The 16,331-nt window shown below is 71.2% G+C and carries 20 protein-coding genes; 13 read left to right on the forward strand and 7 right to left on the reverse strand.

Annotation, left to right across the window (positions count from 1 at the left end; all coding sequences use genetic code 11):
• Positions 1–77: 77 nt before the first annotated feature.
• Complete coding sequence (locus tag AC5PYY_RS11265; protein ID WP_493896907.1) at positions 78–329, forward strand: type II toxin-antitoxin system Phd/YefM family antitoxin; 252 nt, start codon at positions 78–80, stop codon at positions 327–329.
• The gene (locus tag AC5PYY_RS11270; RefSeq protein WP_493896908.1) at positions 329–718 is read left to right on the forward strand and encodes a type II toxin-antitoxin system VapC family toxin; all 390 of its coding nucleotides are present in this window, start codon (positions 329–331) and stop codon (positions 716–718) included. Before AC5PYY_RS11265 ends, AC5PYY_RS11270 begins: the two co-directional genes overlap by 1 nt.
• A 39-nt stretch (positions 719–757) precedes the next feature.
• Here AC5PYY_RS11270 and ppk2 read toward each other — a convergent pair whose 3' ends face one another.
• Both ppk2 and AC5PYY_RS11280 read right to left on the reverse strand, forming a co-directional pair.
• Positions 758–1,654, reverse strand: a complete 897-nt coding sequence (gene ppk2, locus AC5PYY_RS11275; RefSeq protein ID WP_493896909.1) for a polyphosphate kinase 2 — start codon at positions 1,652–1,654, stop codon at positions 758–760.
• Between the two features lie 61 nt (positions 1,655–1,715).
• Entirely contained in the window at positions 1,716–2,411 is a 696-nt protein-coding gene (locus AC5PYY_RS11280) for a siderophore-interacting protein (RefSeq protein ID WP_493896910.1), read from the reverse strand.
• 196 nt (positions 2,412–2,607) lie between these two features.
• Between AC5PYY_RS11280 and AC5PYY_RS11285 the strand changes: the two genes are divergently transcribed.
• Together AC5PYY_RS11285 and AC5PYY_RS11290 are read left to right on the forward strand one after the other, a co-directional pair.
• Entirely contained in the window at positions 2,608–2,967 is a 360-nt protein-coding gene (locus tag AC5PYY_RS11285; RefSeq protein WP_493896911.1) for a hypothetical protein, read from the forward strand.
• 23 nt (positions 2,968–2,990) lie between these two features.
• Entirely contained in the window at positions 2,991–3,824 is an 834-nt protein-coding gene (locus AC5PYY_RS11290) for a PhzF family phenazine biosynthesis protein (RefSeq protein ID WP_493896912.1), read from the forward strand.
• A gap of 18 nt (positions 3,825–3,842) precedes the next feature.
• Here AC5PYY_RS11290 and AC5PYY_RS11295 read toward each other — a convergent pair whose 3' ends face one another.
• Positions 3,843–4,223, reverse strand: a complete 381-nt coding sequence (locus AC5PYY_RS11295; RefSeq protein ID WP_493896913.1) for a hypothetical protein — start codon at positions 4,221–4,223, stop codon at positions 3,843–3,845.
• Positions 4,224–4,620: 397 nt separating this feature from the next.
• On the opposite strand from AC5PYY_RS11295, the gene AC5PYY_RS11300 reads away from it, so the two are divergent.
• The 9 genes from AC5PYY_RS11300 to AC5PYY_RS11340 all read left to right on the forward strand — a co-directional run bounded on the left by AC5PYY_RS11300 (position 4,621) and on the right by AC5PYY_RS11340 (position 12,394).
• Positions 4,621–4,758 carry an SDR family oxidoreductase gene (locus AC5PYY_RS11300; RefSeq protein WP_493899364.1) on the forward strand — a complete coding sequence of 46 codons (138 nt, stop codon included), beginning with the start codon at positions 4,621–4,623 and terminating at the stop codon, positions 4,756–4,758.
• A 76-nt stretch (positions 4,759–4,834) separates the two neighbouring features.
• The gene (gene dxs / locus AC5PYY_RS11305) at positions 4,835–6,721 is read left to right on the forward strand and encodes a 1-deoxy-D-xylulose-5-phosphate synthase (RefSeq protein ID WP_493896914.1); all 1,887 of its coding nucleotides are present in this window, start codon (positions 4,835–4,837) and stop codon (positions 6,719–6,721) included.
• Between the two features lie 2 nt (positions 6,722–6,723).
• Positions 6,724–7,713, forward strand: coding sequence for a diacylglycerol/lipid kinase family protein (locus tag AC5PYY_RS11310; protein ID WP_493896915.1), 990 nt, complete (start codon positions 6,724–6,726; stop codon positions 7,711–7,713).
• On the forward strand, positions 7,713–8,882 hold the full coding sequence (locus AC5PYY_RS11315) for a phosphatase domain-containing protein (protein ID WP_493896916.1): 1,170 nt from the start codon (positions 7,713–7,715) through the stop codon (positions 8,880–8,882). Before AC5PYY_RS11310 ends, AC5PYY_RS11315 begins: the two co-directional genes overlap by 1 nt.
• Before the next feature lie 57 nt (positions 8,883–8,939).
• Positions 8,940–10,235: an ABC transporter substrate-binding protein gene (locus tag AC5PYY_RS11320; RefSeq protein WP_493896917.1), complete on the forward strand. Its 1,296-nt coding sequence runs from the start codon at positions 8,940–8,942 to the stop codon at positions 10,233–10,235.
• A complete protein-coding gene (locus AC5PYY_RS11325) occupies positions 10,232–10,465 on the forward strand; it encodes a hypothetical protein (RefSeq protein ID WP_493896918.1) in 234 nt (77 codons plus the stop codon). The genes AC5PYY_RS11320 and AC5PYY_RS11325 overlap by 4 nt, the downstream gene beginning before the upstream one ends.
• Positions 10,462–11,106: a carbohydrate ABC transporter permease gene (locus tag AC5PYY_RS11330; RefSeq protein ID WP_493896919.1), complete on the forward strand. Its 645-nt coding sequence runs from the start codon at positions 10,462–10,464 to the stop codon at positions 11,104–11,106. Before AC5PYY_RS11325 ends, AC5PYY_RS11330 begins: the two co-directional genes overlap by 4 nt.
• On the forward strand, positions 11,103–11,948 hold the full coding sequence (locus AC5PYY_RS11335; RefSeq protein ID WP_493896920.1) for a carbohydrate ABC transporter permease: 846 nt from the start codon (positions 11,103–11,105) through the stop codon (positions 11,946–11,948). Before AC5PYY_RS11330 ends, AC5PYY_RS11335 begins: the two co-directional genes overlap by 4 nt.
• On the forward strand, positions 11,948–12,394 hold the full coding sequence (locus AC5PYY_RS11340) for a DUF3253 domain-containing protein (protein WP_493896921.1): 447 nt from the start codon (positions 11,948–11,950) through the stop codon (positions 12,392–12,394). The genes AC5PYY_RS11335 and AC5PYY_RS11340 overlap by 1 nt, the downstream gene beginning before the upstream one ends.
• Here the strand turns inward: AC5PYY_RS11340 and AC5PYY_RS11345 are convergent.
• The 4 genes from AC5PYY_RS11345 to AC5PYY_RS11360 are packed head-to-tail and all read right to left on the reverse strand — an operon-like array spanning position 12,388 to position 16,265.
• Complete coding sequence (locus AC5PYY_RS11345; protein WP_493896922.1) at positions 12,388–13,143, reverse strand: iron ABC transporter ATP-binding protein; 756 nt, start codon at positions 13,141–13,143, stop codon at positions 12,388–12,390. The two genes, AC5PYY_RS11340 and AC5PYY_RS11345, sit on opposite strands and share 7 nt — an antisense overlap.
• On the reverse strand, positions 13,140–14,237 hold the full coding sequence (locus tag AC5PYY_RS11350) for an iron chelate uptake ABC transporter family permease subunit (RefSeq protein WP_493896923.1): 1,098 nt from the start codon (positions 14,235–14,237) through the stop codon (positions 13,140–13,142). Before AC5PYY_RS11350 ends, AC5PYY_RS11345 begins: the two co-directional genes overlap by 4 nt.
• Positions 14,230–15,252, reverse strand: coding sequence for an ABC transporter permease (locus AC5PYY_RS11355; protein WP_493899365.1), 1,023 nt, complete (start codon positions 15,250–15,252; stop codon positions 14,230–14,232). The genes AC5PYY_RS11350 and AC5PYY_RS11355 overlap by 8 nt, the downstream gene beginning before the upstream one ends.
• Entirely contained in the window at positions 15,249–16,265 is a 1,017-nt protein-coding gene (locus tag AC5PYY_RS11360; RefSeq protein WP_493896924.1) for a siderophore ABC transporter substrate-binding protein, read from the reverse strand. The genes AC5PYY_RS11355 and AC5PYY_RS11360 overlap by 4 nt, the downstream gene beginning before the upstream one ends.
• Positions 16,266–16,331: the final 66 nt, after the last annotated feature.

Raw genomic sequence — 16,331 nt, forward strand, 5'->3', positions numbered from 1 at the left:
TGGCTGGTGAGGCTGCTCGAAGTAGGCCATCGTTCACTCCGCGGCCCGGTGTGCTACGTAGGTGCTACGCTGGTGCCATGACGACGATCAGTCAGCGTGAGCTGCGCAACAGCAGCGGAGAGATCATGCGCGGGCTGAGCGCGGGCCAGGAGTACACCATCACGAACCGCGGAAAGGTCGTCGGTCGTCTGATCCCCGCGTCGGGCTCGGTACTGGACTCCTTGGTGACGCGGCCTGCCACCCGGCGCGGGGGATGGAGCCGGATCCCGCGGGTGACCCGGACCGAGACGACCCAGTCCGTCCTGGACGAGCTGCGCGCGGAGGGCTGATGGTCGCGCTGCTCGAGACGTCCGCGATCGCGAAGGTCGTCGTGGACGAGGCCGAGTCCGGGGCCATGGTGGACTGGCTCGACGACCAGGACGCGTCGACCTCTCTGGTGATCTCGGCGCTCGCTGTCGTCGAACTTCGCCGGCTCGCCCGGCGCCTCGACGTCGATCCGGCGGCGGTGGTCAGCGTTCTCGCGGGGGTCGACGTCGTCCCGGTGACCGAGGCGATGCTGCACCACGCGGCGACTCTGCCGCAGCCATACCTGCGGACCCTCGACGCGGTCCACCTGGCGACCGCCCTGGCGATCGAGGCGCACGAGCTGGTGACGTATGACGCCAGACTCGCGGAGGGGGCGGTGCAGGAAGGTCTGAGGGTGCGGGCGCCGGCGTGACGGCATACCCCTGCGCGGTCACCCGGAAGGAGGCTCCCCTCAGCTGACGCCCTTCGGACGCGGCCGCTTGACCGGCTTGCCCGCCTTCTTGCCCACCTTCGCGGCGTGATCGGGCACCGGGTGCTGCAGCGAGCGCGCGGTGCGTTGGTATCCGGTCGACTCCGGCCGCTCGGGGAGCGAGAGCTCGGGCTGGTCGATCTTCTGGTAGGGGATCGAGGAGAGCAGGTGCGCGATCATGTTGATCCGCGCCGAGCGCTTGTCGTCGGAGGCGACGACGTTCCAGCGTGACTCCGGGATGTCGGTGTGGACGAACATCTCGTCCTTGGCCCGGCTGTAGTCCTCCCACCGGGTGAGCGACTCCAGGTCGGTGGGGGAGAGCTTCCACCGGCGCATCGGGTCCTGCAGGCGGGAGCGGAAGCGCAGCTCCTGCTCGGCGTCGGAGACGGAGAACCAGTACTTGCGCAGGATGATCCCGTCGTCCATGAGCATCCGCTCGAAGATCGGCGTCTGCTGCAGCCACCGCCGGTGTTCCTCGGGGGTGCAGTAGCCCATGACCCGCTCGACGCCACCGCGGTTGTACCACGACCGGTCGAAGAGCCGGATCTCCCCGGCGGCCGGGAGGTGCTCGACATACCGCTGGTAGTACCACTGCGTCGTCTGCCGCTCAGTGGGTGTCGGGAGCGCGACGATCTGCGCCTGCCGAGGGGAGAGGTACTCCGTCACCCGCTTGATCGCCCCGCCCTTGCCGGCGGCGTCCCGCCCCTCGAAGACGACGACGAGCCGGTGGCCGGTCTCCTTGAACCACGTCTGCATCTCGACGAGCTGTTCCTGCAGCCGGATCAGCTCGGCCTCGTAGACCTTCTTGTCCAGTCGTGGGACGGTGCTCTTGGGGAGCCTCTTCGCCGACGTGTTCTTCCCGCCCGTCTTCTTAGCCATCTGCCCATGCTGCCACTACGACGCAGAGTAGGGAAGGGTCGAGGTCGAGGGGCGGTGTCGGTCAGGACTCCAACGGGGCGTGGTGGTCCCGCCCCGCGACACCGCGACGCCAGTAGCCGTCGACGTGCACCGCCGAGCCCTGATCCGCACCGAGACCGAGCTCGGTGGCCGCGCGGCGCACCTGCACCATCGCCCCGGCCTCGCCGGCGGCCCAGACCGAGCAGCCCGGGCCGGGCGGCGGATCGAGCTCGCGCAGATGGAGGGCGAGCGCGTCCTCGTCGTCGCCGAGCAGCCAGGTGAGGGTGACGCCGTCCCGGGTGGGCAGGTCGATGACCGCGTCCGCGCCGGGGACCTGCACGGCGACGTGCAGTGGCGTGTCCTGCGGCGCCTCCTCGATCCATCGGGCCAGGGCCGGGAGGGCGGTCTCGTCCCCAAGGCAGACGTAGCGGGTCGCCTCGGCCGACTCGATCACCGAGCCCCGGGGTCCGAGCAGCCCGACGACGTCGCCGGGGGAAGCCTGCTGCGCCCAGCTGCTGGCGGGCCCGGTGCCGTGGACGACGACGTCGAGCACGAGGCCCTGCGTGGCCAGGTCACTGTCGGGCTCGTGGACGGCGCGCACGGTGTAGTCGCGGGTGACGGGGCGCTCAGCGCCCTCGGGGAGTTGGGGCCGGTCGTCGACGATGGTGGGCAGCGTCAGCTCCCCGGAGGTGGGGTGCGGGAAGGCGACCTTGACGTGGTCGCCGACCGCGAGCGGCACCCACGGTGTCGGGACTGGCGGCGGAACACCCGCCGGGTCGATTTAGCACACGAGGCTGCCGGACTGAGCAGACGAGGCCGCCGGATCGAGCACACCAGGCTCTCGGTCGGGGATGGGAAGGGATGGGAGGGGGTGGGGAAGTCGGGTGGAGGTCTCAGGGTGGGGCATGGGGGTAGAGAGTCGTACACTTGTTCGTATGAACAGCGGACCTCCCGGGTGGCCCGACCGGGTGCCCCCGGCCGGGGTGCCCGGGTGGGAGCAGGCCGCGGTGTCCTGGCTGCTCGACCAGTGTCCGGCGGACTACCGGGCGTATGCCGCATGGCGGCGGCACCCCACCGCGCTCGCCTGGGTGGCGACCCGGCACCTGGAGGCGCAGCTGGAGGCGATGCGCGGTGCCTGGCGCGACGTCCGCCCCGAGCTCGGCCCGGCGCTGCCCCCGGGGAGCCTGGGTGACGTGCTCGAGTCGTTGGCCCGCGAGGGGCTGCGGCTGCGCGCCAACCACCGGTCGGCCGGGCTGCTGCTGGAGGCGCTGCGGCTGCGGGCGCCGGTGGCGTGACGGCGTGTGCCTACGATCGAGGCATGACCTACGGCTTCAGCCAGTTCGACGTCTTCTCGACCCGCACCGGCGAGGGCAACCCGGTCGCCGTCGTCCACGACGCCGAGGGCCTGGCGACCGAGCAGATGCAGCGCTTCGCGGCCTGGACCAACCTGTCGGAGACCACCTTCCTGCTGCCGCCCTCGGACGAGGACGCCGACTACCGGGTCCGCATCTTCACCCCGACGACCGAGCTGCCCTTCGCCGGGCATCCGACGCTCGGCAGCTGCGCCGCGTGGCTCGCTGCAGGAGGTCGCCCCCGCGACGATGACGAGATGGTCCAGCAGTGCGGCATCGGCCTGGTCTCGGTGCGGCGTCGGCACGACGGGCTGCTGGCCTTCGCGGCGCCGCCGCTGCTGCGCTCCGGCCCGGTCGAGGCCGACCTCGCCGAGCGGGTGACGGGCATCCTCGGGCAGCCACCGGTCTCGCTCGCCTGGGGCGACAACGGCCCGGGTTGGGTCGTCGCCGAGCTGCCCAGCGCGCAGGCCGTGCGTGCGCTCGTCCCGCACTTCCCCGAAGGTGAACAGCTCGACCTCGGCGTCTTCGGCCCGGAGGGGGAGGGGCCCGAGGGCGGTTACGAGGTGCGCGCCTTCTTCGCGGACCAGACCGGGCGGCGGGAGGACCCGGTCACCGGCAGCCTCAACGCAGCCATCGCGATGATCCTCGCCGAGCGGGAGCCGGGCTGGCGGCGCTACACCGCCGCGCAGGGCACGGCCCTCGGCCGACGCGGCCGCATCGAGGTCGAGCGCAACGGTGACCGGCTCTGGATCGGCGGGCACGTGGTGCCCAGCATCACCGGCAGCCTCCGGCTGCCGTGAACGACCACCACCGCCGCGTCAGGACAGGGTGAGGCGCTGGCTCAGCGCCCGGCGGAAGGCGTCCACGTCGCCCCCCAGCGCGTCCAGCTCCGCGGCGTCGAGCAGCACGGCATACTCGCCCCCGGCCTCCCGACCCAGCACCACCGGCAGCCCGCTGTCGCGCGCGGCGACCTGCTGCTCGGGGGTCAGCTCGTTGCGGTGCCGCAGGTCCACCGCCACCTCGAGCCCGGCGACCATCGCGTCCCAGTCGCGGCGACGCCGGACCCGTCCGTGCGTGATGTCGCACAGCGAGCAGTGGGCCGTGCCCCGCACCTTGCCCCAGACGTAGGCGAGCTCGCCCAGCGGCCCACCGTCGGCGTCGTAGACCCCCACGACCTCGGTCACGCCACCTGTCGCCATTGCCACCACCGTACCGGCACCGTGGCGGGGAGCCCTGCGCCACTGCGCGTCCCGACGCGCCGGTTACCGTCGTGGACATGCCTCGCCGAGTGCTCGTCACCGATGCCGACTCCTTCCTCGGTCCCGCCGCGGTCGAGCGGTTCCGCGCCAAGGGCGAGGAGGTGGTGGCACTGACCGAGCCGCTCGCCTCCCGCGCCGCGACGGCCACCCTGGTGGCCGAGCGCGGCCCGTTCGACGTCGTCGTCGCCAATCTCAAGGCCCCGATCACGGTGGCCCCGGTCGGCGAGCACGACGACGCCACGCTCGCCACGCTCTTCGGTCGCCTCGTCGATTCGCTCTTCTGGCTCTTCACCGCCTGCCTGCCGGAGACCGTGGCGGACCCAGCTTCCAGGCCTCGCTGCGCGAGGCGGTTCCGGCCCGGCGCCTCGGCTCCGGCGCGGAGGCCGCCGCCGCGCTGTGGTGGCTGGCCTCCACGGAGGCGTCCTACGTCGTCGGCCAGGTCCTCACACTCGACGGCGGCTGGAGCCTGGGGTGATCCCAGGTCGTTCTCAGCGGTGGGCACGTAGACTGTGCTGGCTGGAACGACGCCGCCGACGCCGGAGGATGATCCCGTGGCCCTGATGCGCACCATCACCGGACCGTCCGACCTCAAGCGGTTGACGCCGCGTCAGGTGGATGCGCTGGGGGAGGAGATCCGGGACTACCTCATCTCCTCGGTGTCGCAGACGGGGGGCCACCTCGGCCCCAACCTGGGCGTCGTGGAGCTCACGATCGCGCTGCACCGGGTCTTCGACTCCCCGCGCGACACCCTGCTCTTCGACACCGGCCACATCTCCTACGTGCACAAGCTGCTCACCGGTCGGCACGACCTGTCGACGCTGCGCAAGCAGGGCGGCATCTCCGGTTACCCCAGCCGGGCGGAGTCCGACCACGACGTCGTCGAGAACTCCCACGCCAGCTCCTCCCTCTCTTGGGCCATCGGCATCGCGGCCGGACGCAAGCTGCGGGGCGAGACCGACCGGCATACCGTCGCGGTCATCGGTGACGGCGCGCTCACCGGAGGCATGGTCTGGGAGGCGCTCAACAACATCGCCGACCAGCCGGACCTGCCGCTCATCATCGTCATCAACGACAACGAGCGGTCCTACGCGCCGACCCGCGGCGGCATGGCTGACTACCTCGCGTCGCTGCGCGCCACCCAGGAGTACGAGCACGTCCTCTCCTGGGGCAAGCGCCAGCTCACCCGCACGCCCGTGGTCGGCAGGCAGGTCTACGAGACCCTGCACGGGATGAAGAAGGGGCTCAAGGACATCGTCAGCCCGCAGGGCATGTTCGAGGACCTGGGGCTGAAGTACCTCGGCCCGGTCGACGGGCACGACGTCGAGGCGATGGAGACCGCCCTACGCCGTGCGCACGACTTCGGGGGAGTGGTGCTGGTCCACGTCCTCACCGAGAAGGGCCACGGCTACGACCCCGCCACCGCGGACGAGGCGGACCGCTTCCACGCCGTCGGCAAGATCAACCCCGAGACCGGGCTCCCGCTCGAGCTCTCCGGACGGTCCTGGACCGACGAGTTCAGCGACGAGCTGGTGCGCCTGGGCAAAGAGCGCGAGGACATCGTGGCGCTCACCGCGGCCATGCTCATCCCGGTCGGCCTGCAGCCCTTCGCCGAGCGCTTCCCGGGCCGCGTCTTCGACGTCGGCATCGCCGAGCAGCACGCCGTGGCGATGGCCTCGGGCCTGTCCTTCACCGGTCTCCACCCCGTGGTCTGCATCTACGCGACCTTCCTCAACCGCGCCTTCGACCAGCTCCTCATGGACTGCGCGCTGCACCGGCAGGGCGTCACCTTCATCCTCGACCGGGCCGGGATCACCGGGTCCGACGGCGCCAGCCACAACGGTATGTGGGATCTCACCCTCGTCGGCATCGTGCCGGGCATCCGGGTGGCCGCCCCGCGTGACGGCGAGCAGGTGGCGCTCGCCCTGCGCGAGGCCGTGGATATCGACGACGGGCCGAGCGTCGTGCGCTTCCCGAAGGGCACGGTCAGCGCGCCCATCGAGGCGGTGCGCCGGGTCGGCGGGCTCGACGTGCTGCGCGATGTTGCCGACGTCGAGGACGATCCTGACGCGCCCGTCGACCTGCTGCTCGTCGGCGTGGGCTCCATGGCCCAGCCCGCGCTGGAGGTCGCCGACAAGCTGGCGGCCGAGGGCCGCCGCACCATGGTCGTCGACCCGCGCTGGGTGCTGCCCGTGAGCGAGGAGCTCGTGGAGCTCGCGCGGACGGTAGGGCACGTCGCGGTCATGGAGGACAACATCGTCGGCGGGGGCATCGCCAGCGCCCTCACCCGGGCGCTGCGCGAGGCGGGCGTGGGCACGCCGGTGCACGGCTACGGCATACCTCAGGAGTTCCTGGACCACGGCTCCCGGGGGCAGGTGCTGGAGCGGATCGGCCTCACCCCGGACCAGGTGGCCACCTCCCTGTCCGCCGCCCTCGCCTGACGATGACCCTGGCCGCGGGCCGGGTCGCGCTCGTCGTCAACCCGGTGGCCCGGAAGGCGGCGCGAGCCCGGCGCGAGGTCGAGATGGCTTGTGCCGCAGCAGGACTCCCCACCCCGCTCGTGCTCACCACCACCGTCGAGGACCCAGGTCCCGGCCAGGCCCGCGCGGCGCTGGACGCCGGGTGCCGGCGGGTCGTGGTCGCCGGCGGCGACGGCACGGTGCGGCTGGTGGCGGGAGAGGTGACCCGAGCGGACGACGGCGAGCTCGGCATCGTCCCGGCCGGCACCGCCGACCTCGCGGCGCGCAGCCTCGGCCTGGCGCGGCGTCCGGTCCGTCGGGCGGCCCGCGTCGCGGTCTCCGCCCCGGCCCGACCGGTCGACCTCGGTGTCGCCGAGCTGACCCGGGCCAGCGGCGAGTCGGACCTCGAGCCCTTCCTCGTCGTCGTCGGGGTCGGCCACGACGCGCAGATCCTGGCCGGTCTCGATGCCCGGGCCAAGGCGCGGGGCGGCTGGCTGGCCTACGTCACCCCTGGACTGCGCCTGCTGCGCCGGGTGGACCGGCCCGTCACCGTCCAGGTCGACGACGGGGACGGGCCGATGCCCGCACCGGTCGCGGACGACACGAGGGATGAGCACCAGGAGCGGGTCTGGACCGTGCTGGTCGTCAACGCCGCCCGGCTCCCGCTCGGTGCCCGGGTCGTCCCCGCGGCCCGCCCCGACGACGGCTTGCTCCACCTGGCCCTGGTGGCTCCGCGATCACTGGTGGACTGGGCGCGGATCGCGCGCACCGGCTGGGGCGGACGGCACAGAGACGACGCGGCGCTGCGGTATGCCCGGGGCCGCGTCGTCACGCTGAGGATGCCGGACGCACCCGTCCAGGTGGACGGGGACGTCGTGGCGGATATCGTCGGCGCACGGGTCGAGATCCGACCGGGGGCCCTGCGGGTCGCCGGGGCTCTCGGCGGTGCCGTCCCGCAGACCGAAGGAGCCTGATGGACCCTCGAGCGATCCAGATCACCTCGCTGACCTCCGGATGGCGCACCGACGCCGACGAGGAGGCGCGCATCCTGCAGATCCTGGCGGACGTGCCGCGCGGCCAGCTGGACGGCGTGCTGGCGGACCTCGACCTGGACCGGGTCATCGGCGACGTCGACGACCACGTCTGGGGCCCGGACCACCGGACCGCCCTGCTCGACCTGCTGCTGCGCGAGCGGCGGGAGGAGCTGTCGCTGCCGGTGCTCGCCCGGGTGATCGCCGCCCTGCACGCAGGCCCCACCCCACGCAGCCACCAGGAGGCGATCGCCGACGTGCTCGTGGGCCTGGAAGGTCGCCGGTTCCACGACCTGAAGTACCGCCTCAACGCCGCGCGGGATTACCACGACCTCGAGCACCTGATCTTCTCCGACCTCGACGAGGACCTCCAGGACCGCGTCCTGGAGCACATCGCCGAGCAGGCCACCGTCGACCCCACCTCCGACCTACGCGTGCTCTGCGACATCGACGACACCGTGCGGGCCATGCTGCACGACCGCCGCTACCCGCGTGGCACGGTCTATCCCGGCGTCGTCGAGCTGCTCACCGAGCTGGACCACGGTGCCGCGGCCGACGAGGGCCGCGTCGGCGACATCACCTTCGTCACCGCCAGGCCGGGCGGTCCCCGCGGGCTCGTGGAGCGGTATACCCGCAACGACCTCGCCGAGCTGGGCCTGCCCCCGCACTCGGTGCTGGGCGGCTCGCTGCTCAACCTGCACACCAAGAACGCCATCGCCGAGCGCAAGATCCAGAACATGGAGCGCGACCACCTGCTCTTCCCGGAGTGTCGCATGGTCTTCATCGGCGACAGCGGCCAGGCCGACGGCGACGTAGGTGCGCAGATGCGGCGCCGTGCCCCGGACCACGTGGTCGGCACACTGCTGCACGACGTGACCGGCCTCGACGAGGCGGCGCGCGCGGCGTGGGCGGAGCAGGGCGTGCACGTCTTCGACACCTACGCCGGCGCCGCGTCGCACGCGGTCCGCCTCGGCCTGTTGACGTCGGAGCAGGCGGCGACCGTGGCCCGCGCCACCCGGCAGGGGCTGGACTCCGTGGCGCTGGAGATCGACCAGCGTCGCCACCTGGAGAACGTTCTGGAGCGCGAAGAGGAAGCGCTCGGCCTAGGCTGAGCAGGCCGCTCCCCGCACGGCGTCCGTCGCCGACCGCACTCACGCCCGGAGTTCGCCATGCATCTGTCCCGACGCTCATTCCTTGCTGCCCTGGGAGCGGCAGCCACCCCCGCGGCCCTCGGCGGCTGCGCCGGATTCTCGACCGGTGGGGGAGGCGGGCAGGTCGACGGCACCCTGACCTTCACCACCTGGGGCACCGACGCCGAGCTCGCCGGCTTCCGCTCCGCGATCGCCGCCTTCGAGGAGGCCAACGACGGCGCCACGGTCACTCTCAACGCGGTGCCCTACCAGCAGATGTTCACCAACATCGACGCCCAGCTGCAGGCGGGCAACCCGCCCGACGTCTTCCGGGTGCCCTACTACACCTTCGGCAGCTACGCCGGGCGCGACCAGCTGCTCGACCTCTCGCCCTACCTGGCCGGCGACGTCGCAGACCGGTTCACGCCGCAGGCGTGGGCTGCCGTCCAGAGCGGAGGATCCCCCTTCGGCGTGCCGCACCACACCGACACCTCGGTCATCCTCTACGACGTCCAGGCGCTCTCGGACGCAGGGATCGACACAGTGCCCGAGACGATCGAGGACGCGTGGACCTGGGAGGAGTTCGCCGAGGTGGCGCGCCGGTTGCAGGAGTCGCTTCCCTCGGACCGCTCGCCCTTCGCCTACAACTGGCAGGGCAACGGCGTCACCCGCTGGCTCAGCTGGCTCTTCGAGGCCGACGGTCGCTTCCTCGAGGATGACCTCCTTACGCCGGCCATCGACTCCGAGGCCGGCGCCGCGGCGGTGGAGTTCACCTCGAGCTTCTTCCGCGAGGGCCTCGTGCCGCGCAACAACTCGATCAGCTCCTCGACCTACGCCGCGGACAGCTGGTTCGCCGGGACCGTGCCGATGGTCTTCGCCGGCGCCTTCCTGCTGCCCGATGCCGAGGAGACCTACGAGCGGGAGTGGGCGGCCACCTTCCCGCCGCGGCGGGAGCGCTCCGCGGGCGACTTCGGCGGCAACGCGCTGGTGGCGACCTCGCAGACCGAGCAGCCAGAGCTGGTCGCCGCCTTCCTGGAGTTCGTCACCCAGGCCGAGCAGATGCGCGACTTCTGCGCCACCTCCTCGCTGCTGCCGACGCGGGCCGACCTCGTCGAGGACGGCATCGAGTTCGACGTGCGACCCGAGCTGTCGCAGGTCTTCCTGCAGCAGTCCGGTGCGGTGCTGCCACAGGACTCCGGCCAGGTGGCCTCACCCGACATGTCCTCGATCATCACGGTGCTGCAGGACGGGCTGGAAGCGAGCTTCCTCGGTGACGCCGACGTCGAGGCGACCCTGACGGCCCTCTCCGACGGCATCGCCGACGCGACACAGTGACCGCGCGCGCTCGGGAGGCGCTCGCGGGGTATGCCTTCGCCGCGCCGACCCTGCTCCTTCTCGGCGCCTTCGTGCTGCTGCCGCTCGCGGGCGCCATGGCGATCAGCCTGCAGCAGACCGACGGCTTCGGCGAGGGCACCTTCGTCGGTCTCGACAACTACCGTCGGCTGGTCCAGGACCCGGTCTTCTGGCGAGCCACCCTCAACACCGGGCTTACACCGTGCTCGTGACCCCGGCCGCCATGGCGATCGGTCTGGGCCTGGCGCTGCTGCTGGACTCGGCGCTGCCCGCCCGCGGGGTGCTGCGCTCGGTGCTCATCCTGCCGATGGCCATCTCGGGGGTGGCGACCGCGCTCATGGGCGTGCTCATCTTCGACGAGAACAACGGCTTCTTCGCCGAGGTCGCCCGCAGCCTGGGGCTGCCCGGTGTGGATTGGCAGACCCACGGCCCGGCCGCGTTCGCCTCCGTCGTCATCATGACCCTGTGGTGGCGGGTGGGCTTCAACATGCTCATCTACCTCGCCGGCCTGCAGGGGGTGGCGCACGAGCTCTACGAGGCGGCCCGCCTGGACGGCGCCAACGCCTGGCAGCGGCTCCGGCACGTCACCGTCCCGCAGCTGAGTCACCAGTCGTTCTTCCTGGTGATCCTCAACATCATCTACTCCTTCCAGGTCTTCGACATCGTCTTCGTCATGACCGGTGGGGGACCGGAGCGGGCCACCATCGTGCTCGTCACCTACGCCTACGACACGGGGTTCGTCACCCGGGACCAGGGGTATGCCGCCGCGATCGGCGTCGTCCTGCTCGCGGTGACCCTGGTGGTCACGGCGGTGCGGTGGCGGGCGCAGCGGCGCCGGGAGGAAAGCGAATGAACGGGCGGACGCGTGGGCCGGTCGCGCGGCGCCGGATGGGTGCGGCGGTGCGCTTCGTCGCGGCCCTCGGGGCGGCGGCGGTCATCCTCTTCCCGTTGTACTGGATGGTCGTCGTGGCCTTCTCCAGCAGGTCGTCCCTGGCCGGGGGCGGCCTGCGGATGTGGCCGGCGCAGGTGACGTGGGACAACTTTGGCCGCGTCGTCGAGGACTTCCCGGTGCTCACCTGGTTCGGCAACTCGGTGGCCATCGCGCTGGTGACCTCGGTCATCATCGTGCTCGTCAACCTGCTGGCGGGGTATGCCTTCGCGCACCTGCGCTTCCCGGGCTCGGGGGCGCTGCTGCTGCTGGCGCTGTCGACGCTCATGCTGCCCGTGCAGGTCATCATGGTGGGGCTATTCCAACTAGTGACCGGGCTCGGCCTCTACGGCAGCTACTGGGCGGTCATCCTGCCGACCGCGGCGTCCGCCTTCGGTGTCTTCCTGGCCCGGCAGTTCATCCTCACCATCCCGCGCGAGCTCATCGAGGCGGCCCGGATCGACGGGGCGACGCACCTGCAGATCTTCTGGCGCATCGTGCTGCCGTTGTCGCGCCCCCTCATCGCCGTGCTCTTCTTCATGAGCATGCTCCAGACGTGGAACGACTTCGCCTGGCCGCTCATCGCGCTGCGCGAGAACGCGCTCTACACGCTGCCGGTCGGGCTGCTCTTCCTGCAGGGGCAGTTCGGCCCCGACTACGGCGCGACGATGGCCTTCGCCCTCATCACGGTGGCCCCGATGGTGCTCGTCTTCCTCCTCGCCCAGCGCTGGTTCGTGCAGGGCTTCTCCCGGAGCGGGTTGCGCTGATGGGCACCGTCGAGGAGAAGTGGTGCGCCTCCTGCGGCAGGCGGATCGAGTGGCGCAAGAAGTGGGAGCGCAGCTGGGAGCAGGTGCGCTACTGCTCGGGCGCGTGCCGTCGCCGGGGCGTCCGCCCGGTCGACCGCGAGCTCGAGGAGGCGCTGCTGGACCTGCTCGACGCCCGGTCGGCGTCGGCGTCGGTCTGTCCCTCGGAGGCCGCGCGCCGGGTCGCCGGACGCCAGGGTGAGGGCGGGGCGCCGACGAAGAGCGCCAAGGGCGGCCGGTCCGGTGGTGACGACGCGAGCGAGGATTGGCGAGTCCTCATGGAGCCGGCGCGGCGCGCCGCCCGGCGCCTCGTCGTGCGCGGCCAGGTCGAGATCACCCAGCGGGGTCAGGTGGTCGACCCCTCCACCGCCTCCGGGCCGATCCGCGTGCGCCGTGCCCGCGGTCAGTAGTAGACGGCGAGCGGTCCGTCGGGACCGTCGATGACCCGGACCGGCGTATGGAAGACGCGGGTCAGGGTCTCGTCGGTGAGGATGTGCTCCGGCGGGCCGAACTCGGTGATCGTGCCGTCGTTCATCGCCATGATGTGGTCGGCGTAGCGCGCGGCGAAGTTGATGTCGTGCAGAACGATGACCACGGTGCGGCCGAGCTCGTCGGCGGCGCGGCGCAACTGGCGCATCATCTGGACCGAGTGCTGCATGTCGAGGTTGTTGAGCGGCTCGTCGAGCAGCACGTAGTCGGTGTCCTGCGCGAGCACCATGGCGACGTAGGCGCGTTGCCGCTGGCCGCCGGAGAGCTCGTCGAGGTAGCGGTGCTCCAGGCCCCCGAGGTCGAGGAAGTCGATCGCCTCGCTGATGTGCCGCTCGCACTCGGGCGTCAGCCGTCCGCGCGAGTGCGGGAAGCGCCCGAAACCGACCAGCTGGCGCACCGTCAACCGGGTGATGAAGTGGTTCTCCTGGCGCAGCACCGACAGGATCTTGGCCACGGCCTGGGACGGGGTGTTGACGACGTCATGGCCCGCGACGGTGATGGTGCCCTGGTCCAGCCGCAGCAGTCGACCGATCATGGTGAGCACCGTGGACTTGCCCGCGCCGTTGGGGCCGATGAGCGCCGTGATCCCCCCGGCGGGGATCTGCGCGGTGACCGGGCCGATGAGCGTCTCGGTGCTGTAGGTCTTGGCGACGTCGGTGAGCTCGATCACAGGCGGCCCTTTCGCAGGATGTAGACCAGGAAGGTCACCCCACCGACGAGCTCGATGATGATGGTGACCATGCCCTGGGCGTAGAACACGTGCCGCAGCACGAAGTAGGCACCGGACAGCACGACATACCCCAGGCAAAAGGCCATCGGCAGCAGCAGGCGGTGGCTGTAGGTGTCGGCAAACTGGTAGGCCAGCATCGCGACGAGGAAGCCGAGGAAGGTCATCGGCCCCACCAACGAGGTGGTCATCGCCATGAGCACCGACACGAGGAAGAGCACGGTGATCACCTCGCGCTTGTGGTTGAGCCCGAGGTTGTTCGTCGCGTCCCGTCCGAGCGCGAGCACGTCGAGGCGGCGGGCCCGCCACCACAGGGCGCCGCCGGCGAGGAGCGCGATCGGTATGGCGTAGGGCAGGTAGGCCGCGTCGGCGTTGCCGATGTTGCCGAACAGGCGGGCGGTGAGGATGTCGAACTCGCTCGGCGTGAGCAGGCGCTGCATGAAGGTCGACAGCGATCCGAGACCACCACCGAGGATCACGCCGACGAGCAGCATGATGTGCAGGTTGCCGAAGCGGCCCGACAGCAGCCAGCCGTAGAGGATGGTGGCGACCACGACCATGAGCAGGGCCTGCACGAGGAACTGCGTCGTGCCCGTGACCATCGCGACGCCGGAGGCGCCGAGGAAGAAGACCGCGCCGGTCTGCACGACGATGTAGAGCGCCTCGAAGCCCATGATCGAGGGCGTGATGATGCGGTTGCTGGTCGCGGTCTGGAAGGACACGGTCGCGAAGGCGTGGCAGAAGGCCACCACGAGGATGACGCCGATGCTGGTCGCCCGCAGCTCGGCGATCCGCCAGAAGCCGTCGCTGCCCACAGGCATCGGGTTGTCCCAGGCCAGGATCCCGGCCGTGAACCCGACGGCGAGCAGGGTCAGCAGCACCATGACCGCGGCATACCGGATCCGGTCACGACGGTCGACGAGAGGCCGGGTGCCGCGGGCGGGTCCCGACCTCGGGGCCTCGGCCGACGCGGCGCCGGCCTCCGGCGCGACGGGGGGCGTGGTCCGGGAGGCTCGCTGCTCGACCTGCTCAGACACGGCGCTGCCTGATGACGAGCAGGGCGATGAAGAAGGCGGCGCCCAGGACGCCGAGGATGAGGGACACGGGCACCTCGAAGGGCATGATGATGGTGCGACCGATGAGGTCGCAGACCGTGACCACCCAGACGCCGAGCAGGCACACCCAGGGCAGGTTGCTCCTGAGGTTGTCTCCCCGGATGAGCGAGACCACGTTGGGCACGATGAGGCCGAGGAAGGGCAGGGCGCCGATGACCACGGTGACCACGCCGGTCGCGACGGCCACCATGGCCACCCCGACGAGGATGACCCGGTCGTAGTTGACGCCGACATTCGTGGCGATGTCCTTGCCCAGGCCGGCGAGTGTGAGCCGGTCGGCGATGAGGAAGACGAGGACGGTCACCACGAGGACGATCCAGAGCATCTCGTAGCGGCCCCGGACCACCGAGGTGAAGCTGCCGGCGAACCAGATGCCCATCTGCTGCAGCATGTCGAAGCCCAGCGCCAGGTAGGTCGAGACGGCGCCGACGACGGCGCCGATCATGATGCCGACGATCGGCACGATGAGGGAGGAGCGCAACGAGACCCGGCGGAGGAAGGCGAAGAAGATCATCGTCCCGACGAAGGCCATGACGACCGCTCCGGTCATCTTGGTGAGCAGGCTCGCGCCCGGGACGAGGATGAAGACGAGCAGCAGACCCAGACCGGCCCACTCGGTGGTGCCGGTCGTCGTGGGCTCGACGAAGCGGTTCTGGGTGAGCAGCTGCATGACCAGCCCGCACATCGACATCGCTGCTCCGGCGAGCACCAAAGAGATGGTGCGGGGCACCCGTGTGATCGCGAACATCTCCCACCCGTCCTGCCCGGCGGTGATGTCGTAGACCCCGACCGAGAGCGAGAGCGCGAGCAGTGCGGCCGTGGCGACCAGGGCGACCACCAGAGCCCACGCCGAGGACCCCCGGCGGCGGCCAGGGCGGCCGGCCGGGGGTCCTGCGGAGGTCGACGTCGTCGACGAGGTGCTGGGCGTCACGGTCAGCGGGCGGCGCCGCCCATCGCGTCGGCCATGTCGTTGAAGATGGTGGTGTAGGCCTGGATGTCCTCGGTCAGGTAGAAGTCGGCCGGCAGGTAGACGATGTTGCCCTCGGTCACCGCGGTGACATTGGCCAGTGCCTCGGACTCGGCGATGAGCTCCTCGGCGCTGGAGTACTCCTCGCCCTCGGCGGCGACGGCCGCGTCGCGGTCCATGACGATGATCCAGTCCGGGTTGGACTCGGCGATCGCCTCGACCGAGATGTCGTCGCCGGTGTGGCCGCTGCCGCCCTCCTGCTCCAGGGCCGGGGTGAGACCCAGGACGTCGAAGACCGGACCGATCGCGCGGCCGGTGCTCGGGGCGACGTAGCCGATGTCGCCGCCGGAGGTGATCAGCCCCATGACCGTCTGCTCGCTGTCGTAGGCCTCGGTGGCCGCGGCGATGGACGCCTCGAACTCCTCGACCAGCGCGGCCGCGTCCTCCTCGTGCTGGACGGCCTGGCCGGCGAGCTCGATCTGGCGGATGAGCTCCTCGTCCAGGGGGTTGGTCTCGTAGTCCGTGGTGGTGTCGACGATGGCGGCCTCGGGCACGAGCGAGGTGATGTCCTCGTAGAAGTCCTGGAAGCGGTATCCGGTGAGCACGAGGTCGGGGTCGGCGGCCACGATGGCCTCCAGGTCGGGCTCGCCGTGGTTGCCGAGGTTGACCACGGAGTCGTCGCTGGCGTAGCCGATGTCCTTCGGGAAGATGTCCAGCGGCGCGGCCACGACCGGGACGCCCCAGGCGTCGAGGGCGCGAACGACGCGGTTGTCGGTGACCATGACCCGCTCGGCGGGGACGGGGACCTCGACGGTGCCCTGGAAGTCGGTGACCTCGACGGTGCCGGCAGCCGCCTCCTCCTCGGGGGCGTCGGTGTCGGCGGAGCTGGACTCGGTGCTGTCGTCGCCACAGGCGGCGAGCGTCAGCATGGCGGCGGTCGCGGCGGCCACCAGGCCGTAGCGAGAGCGGCGCAGGGACTGCATAGCGGTACTCCTCAGATCTCAGGTGAACGGGGACGCCCCGTTGTCGACGAGGTAACCCTAACCTAA

This window comes from Serinicoccus sp. JS2-9 (assembly GCF_059025165.1).

What these genes read in the sequence shown, in the direction of transcription:
- AC5PYY_RS11335 (WP_493896920.1), top strand. Translation starts at nt 11,103, where the DNA reads ATGAACGGGCGGACGCGTGGGCCGGTCGCGCGGCGCCGGATGGGTGCG.
- AC5PYY_RS11290 (WP_493896912.1), top strand. Translation starts at nt 2,991, where the DNA reads ATGACCTACGGCTTCAGCCAGTTCGACGTCTTCTCGACCCGCACCGGC.
- AC5PYY_RS11295 (WP_493896913.1), bottom strand. Translation starts at nt 4,223, where the DNA reads ATGGCGACAGGTGGCGTGACCGAGGTCGTGGGGGTCTACGACGCCGAC.
- ppk2 (WP_493896909.1), bottom strand. Translation starts at nt 1,654, where the DNA reads ATGGCTAAGAAGACGGGCGGGAAGAACACGTCGGCGAAGAGGCTCCCC.
- AC5PYY_RS11285 (WP_493896911.1), top strand. Translation starts at nt 2,608, where the DNA reads ATGAACAGCGGACCTCCCGGGTGGCCCGACCGGGTGCCCCCGGCCGGG.
- AC5PYY_RS11315 (WP_493896916.1), top strand. Translation starts at nt 7,713, where the DNA reads ATGGACCCTCGAGCGATCCAGATCACCTCGCTGACCTCCGGATGGCGC.
- AC5PYY_RS11340 (WP_493896921.1), top strand. Translation starts at nt 11,948, where the DNA reads ATGGGCACCGTCGAGGAGAAGTGGTGCGCCTCCTGCGGCAGGCGGATC.
- AC5PYY_RS11265 (WP_493896907.1), top strand. Translation starts at nt 78, where the DNA reads ATGACGACGATCAGTCAGCGTGAGCTGCGCAACAGCAGCGGAGAGATC.
- AC5PYY_RS11270 (WP_493896908.1), top strand. Translation starts at nt 329, where the DNA reads ATGGTCGCGCTGCTCGAGACGTCCGCGATCGCGAAGGTCGTCGTGGAC.
- AC5PYY_RS11310 (WP_493896915.1), top strand. Translation starts at nt 6,724, where the DNA reads ATGACCCTGGCCGCGGGCCGGGTCGCGCTCGTCGTCAACCCGGTGGCC.
- AC5PYY_RS11320 (WP_493896917.1), top strand. Translation starts at nt 8,940, where the DNA reads ATGCATCTGTCCCGACGCTCATTCCTTGCTGCCCTGGGAGCGGCAGCC.
- AC5PYY_RS11360 (WP_493896924.1), bottom strand. Translation starts at nt 16,265, where the DNA reads ATGCAGTCCCTGCGCCGCTCTCGCTACGGCCTGGTGGCCGCCGCGACC.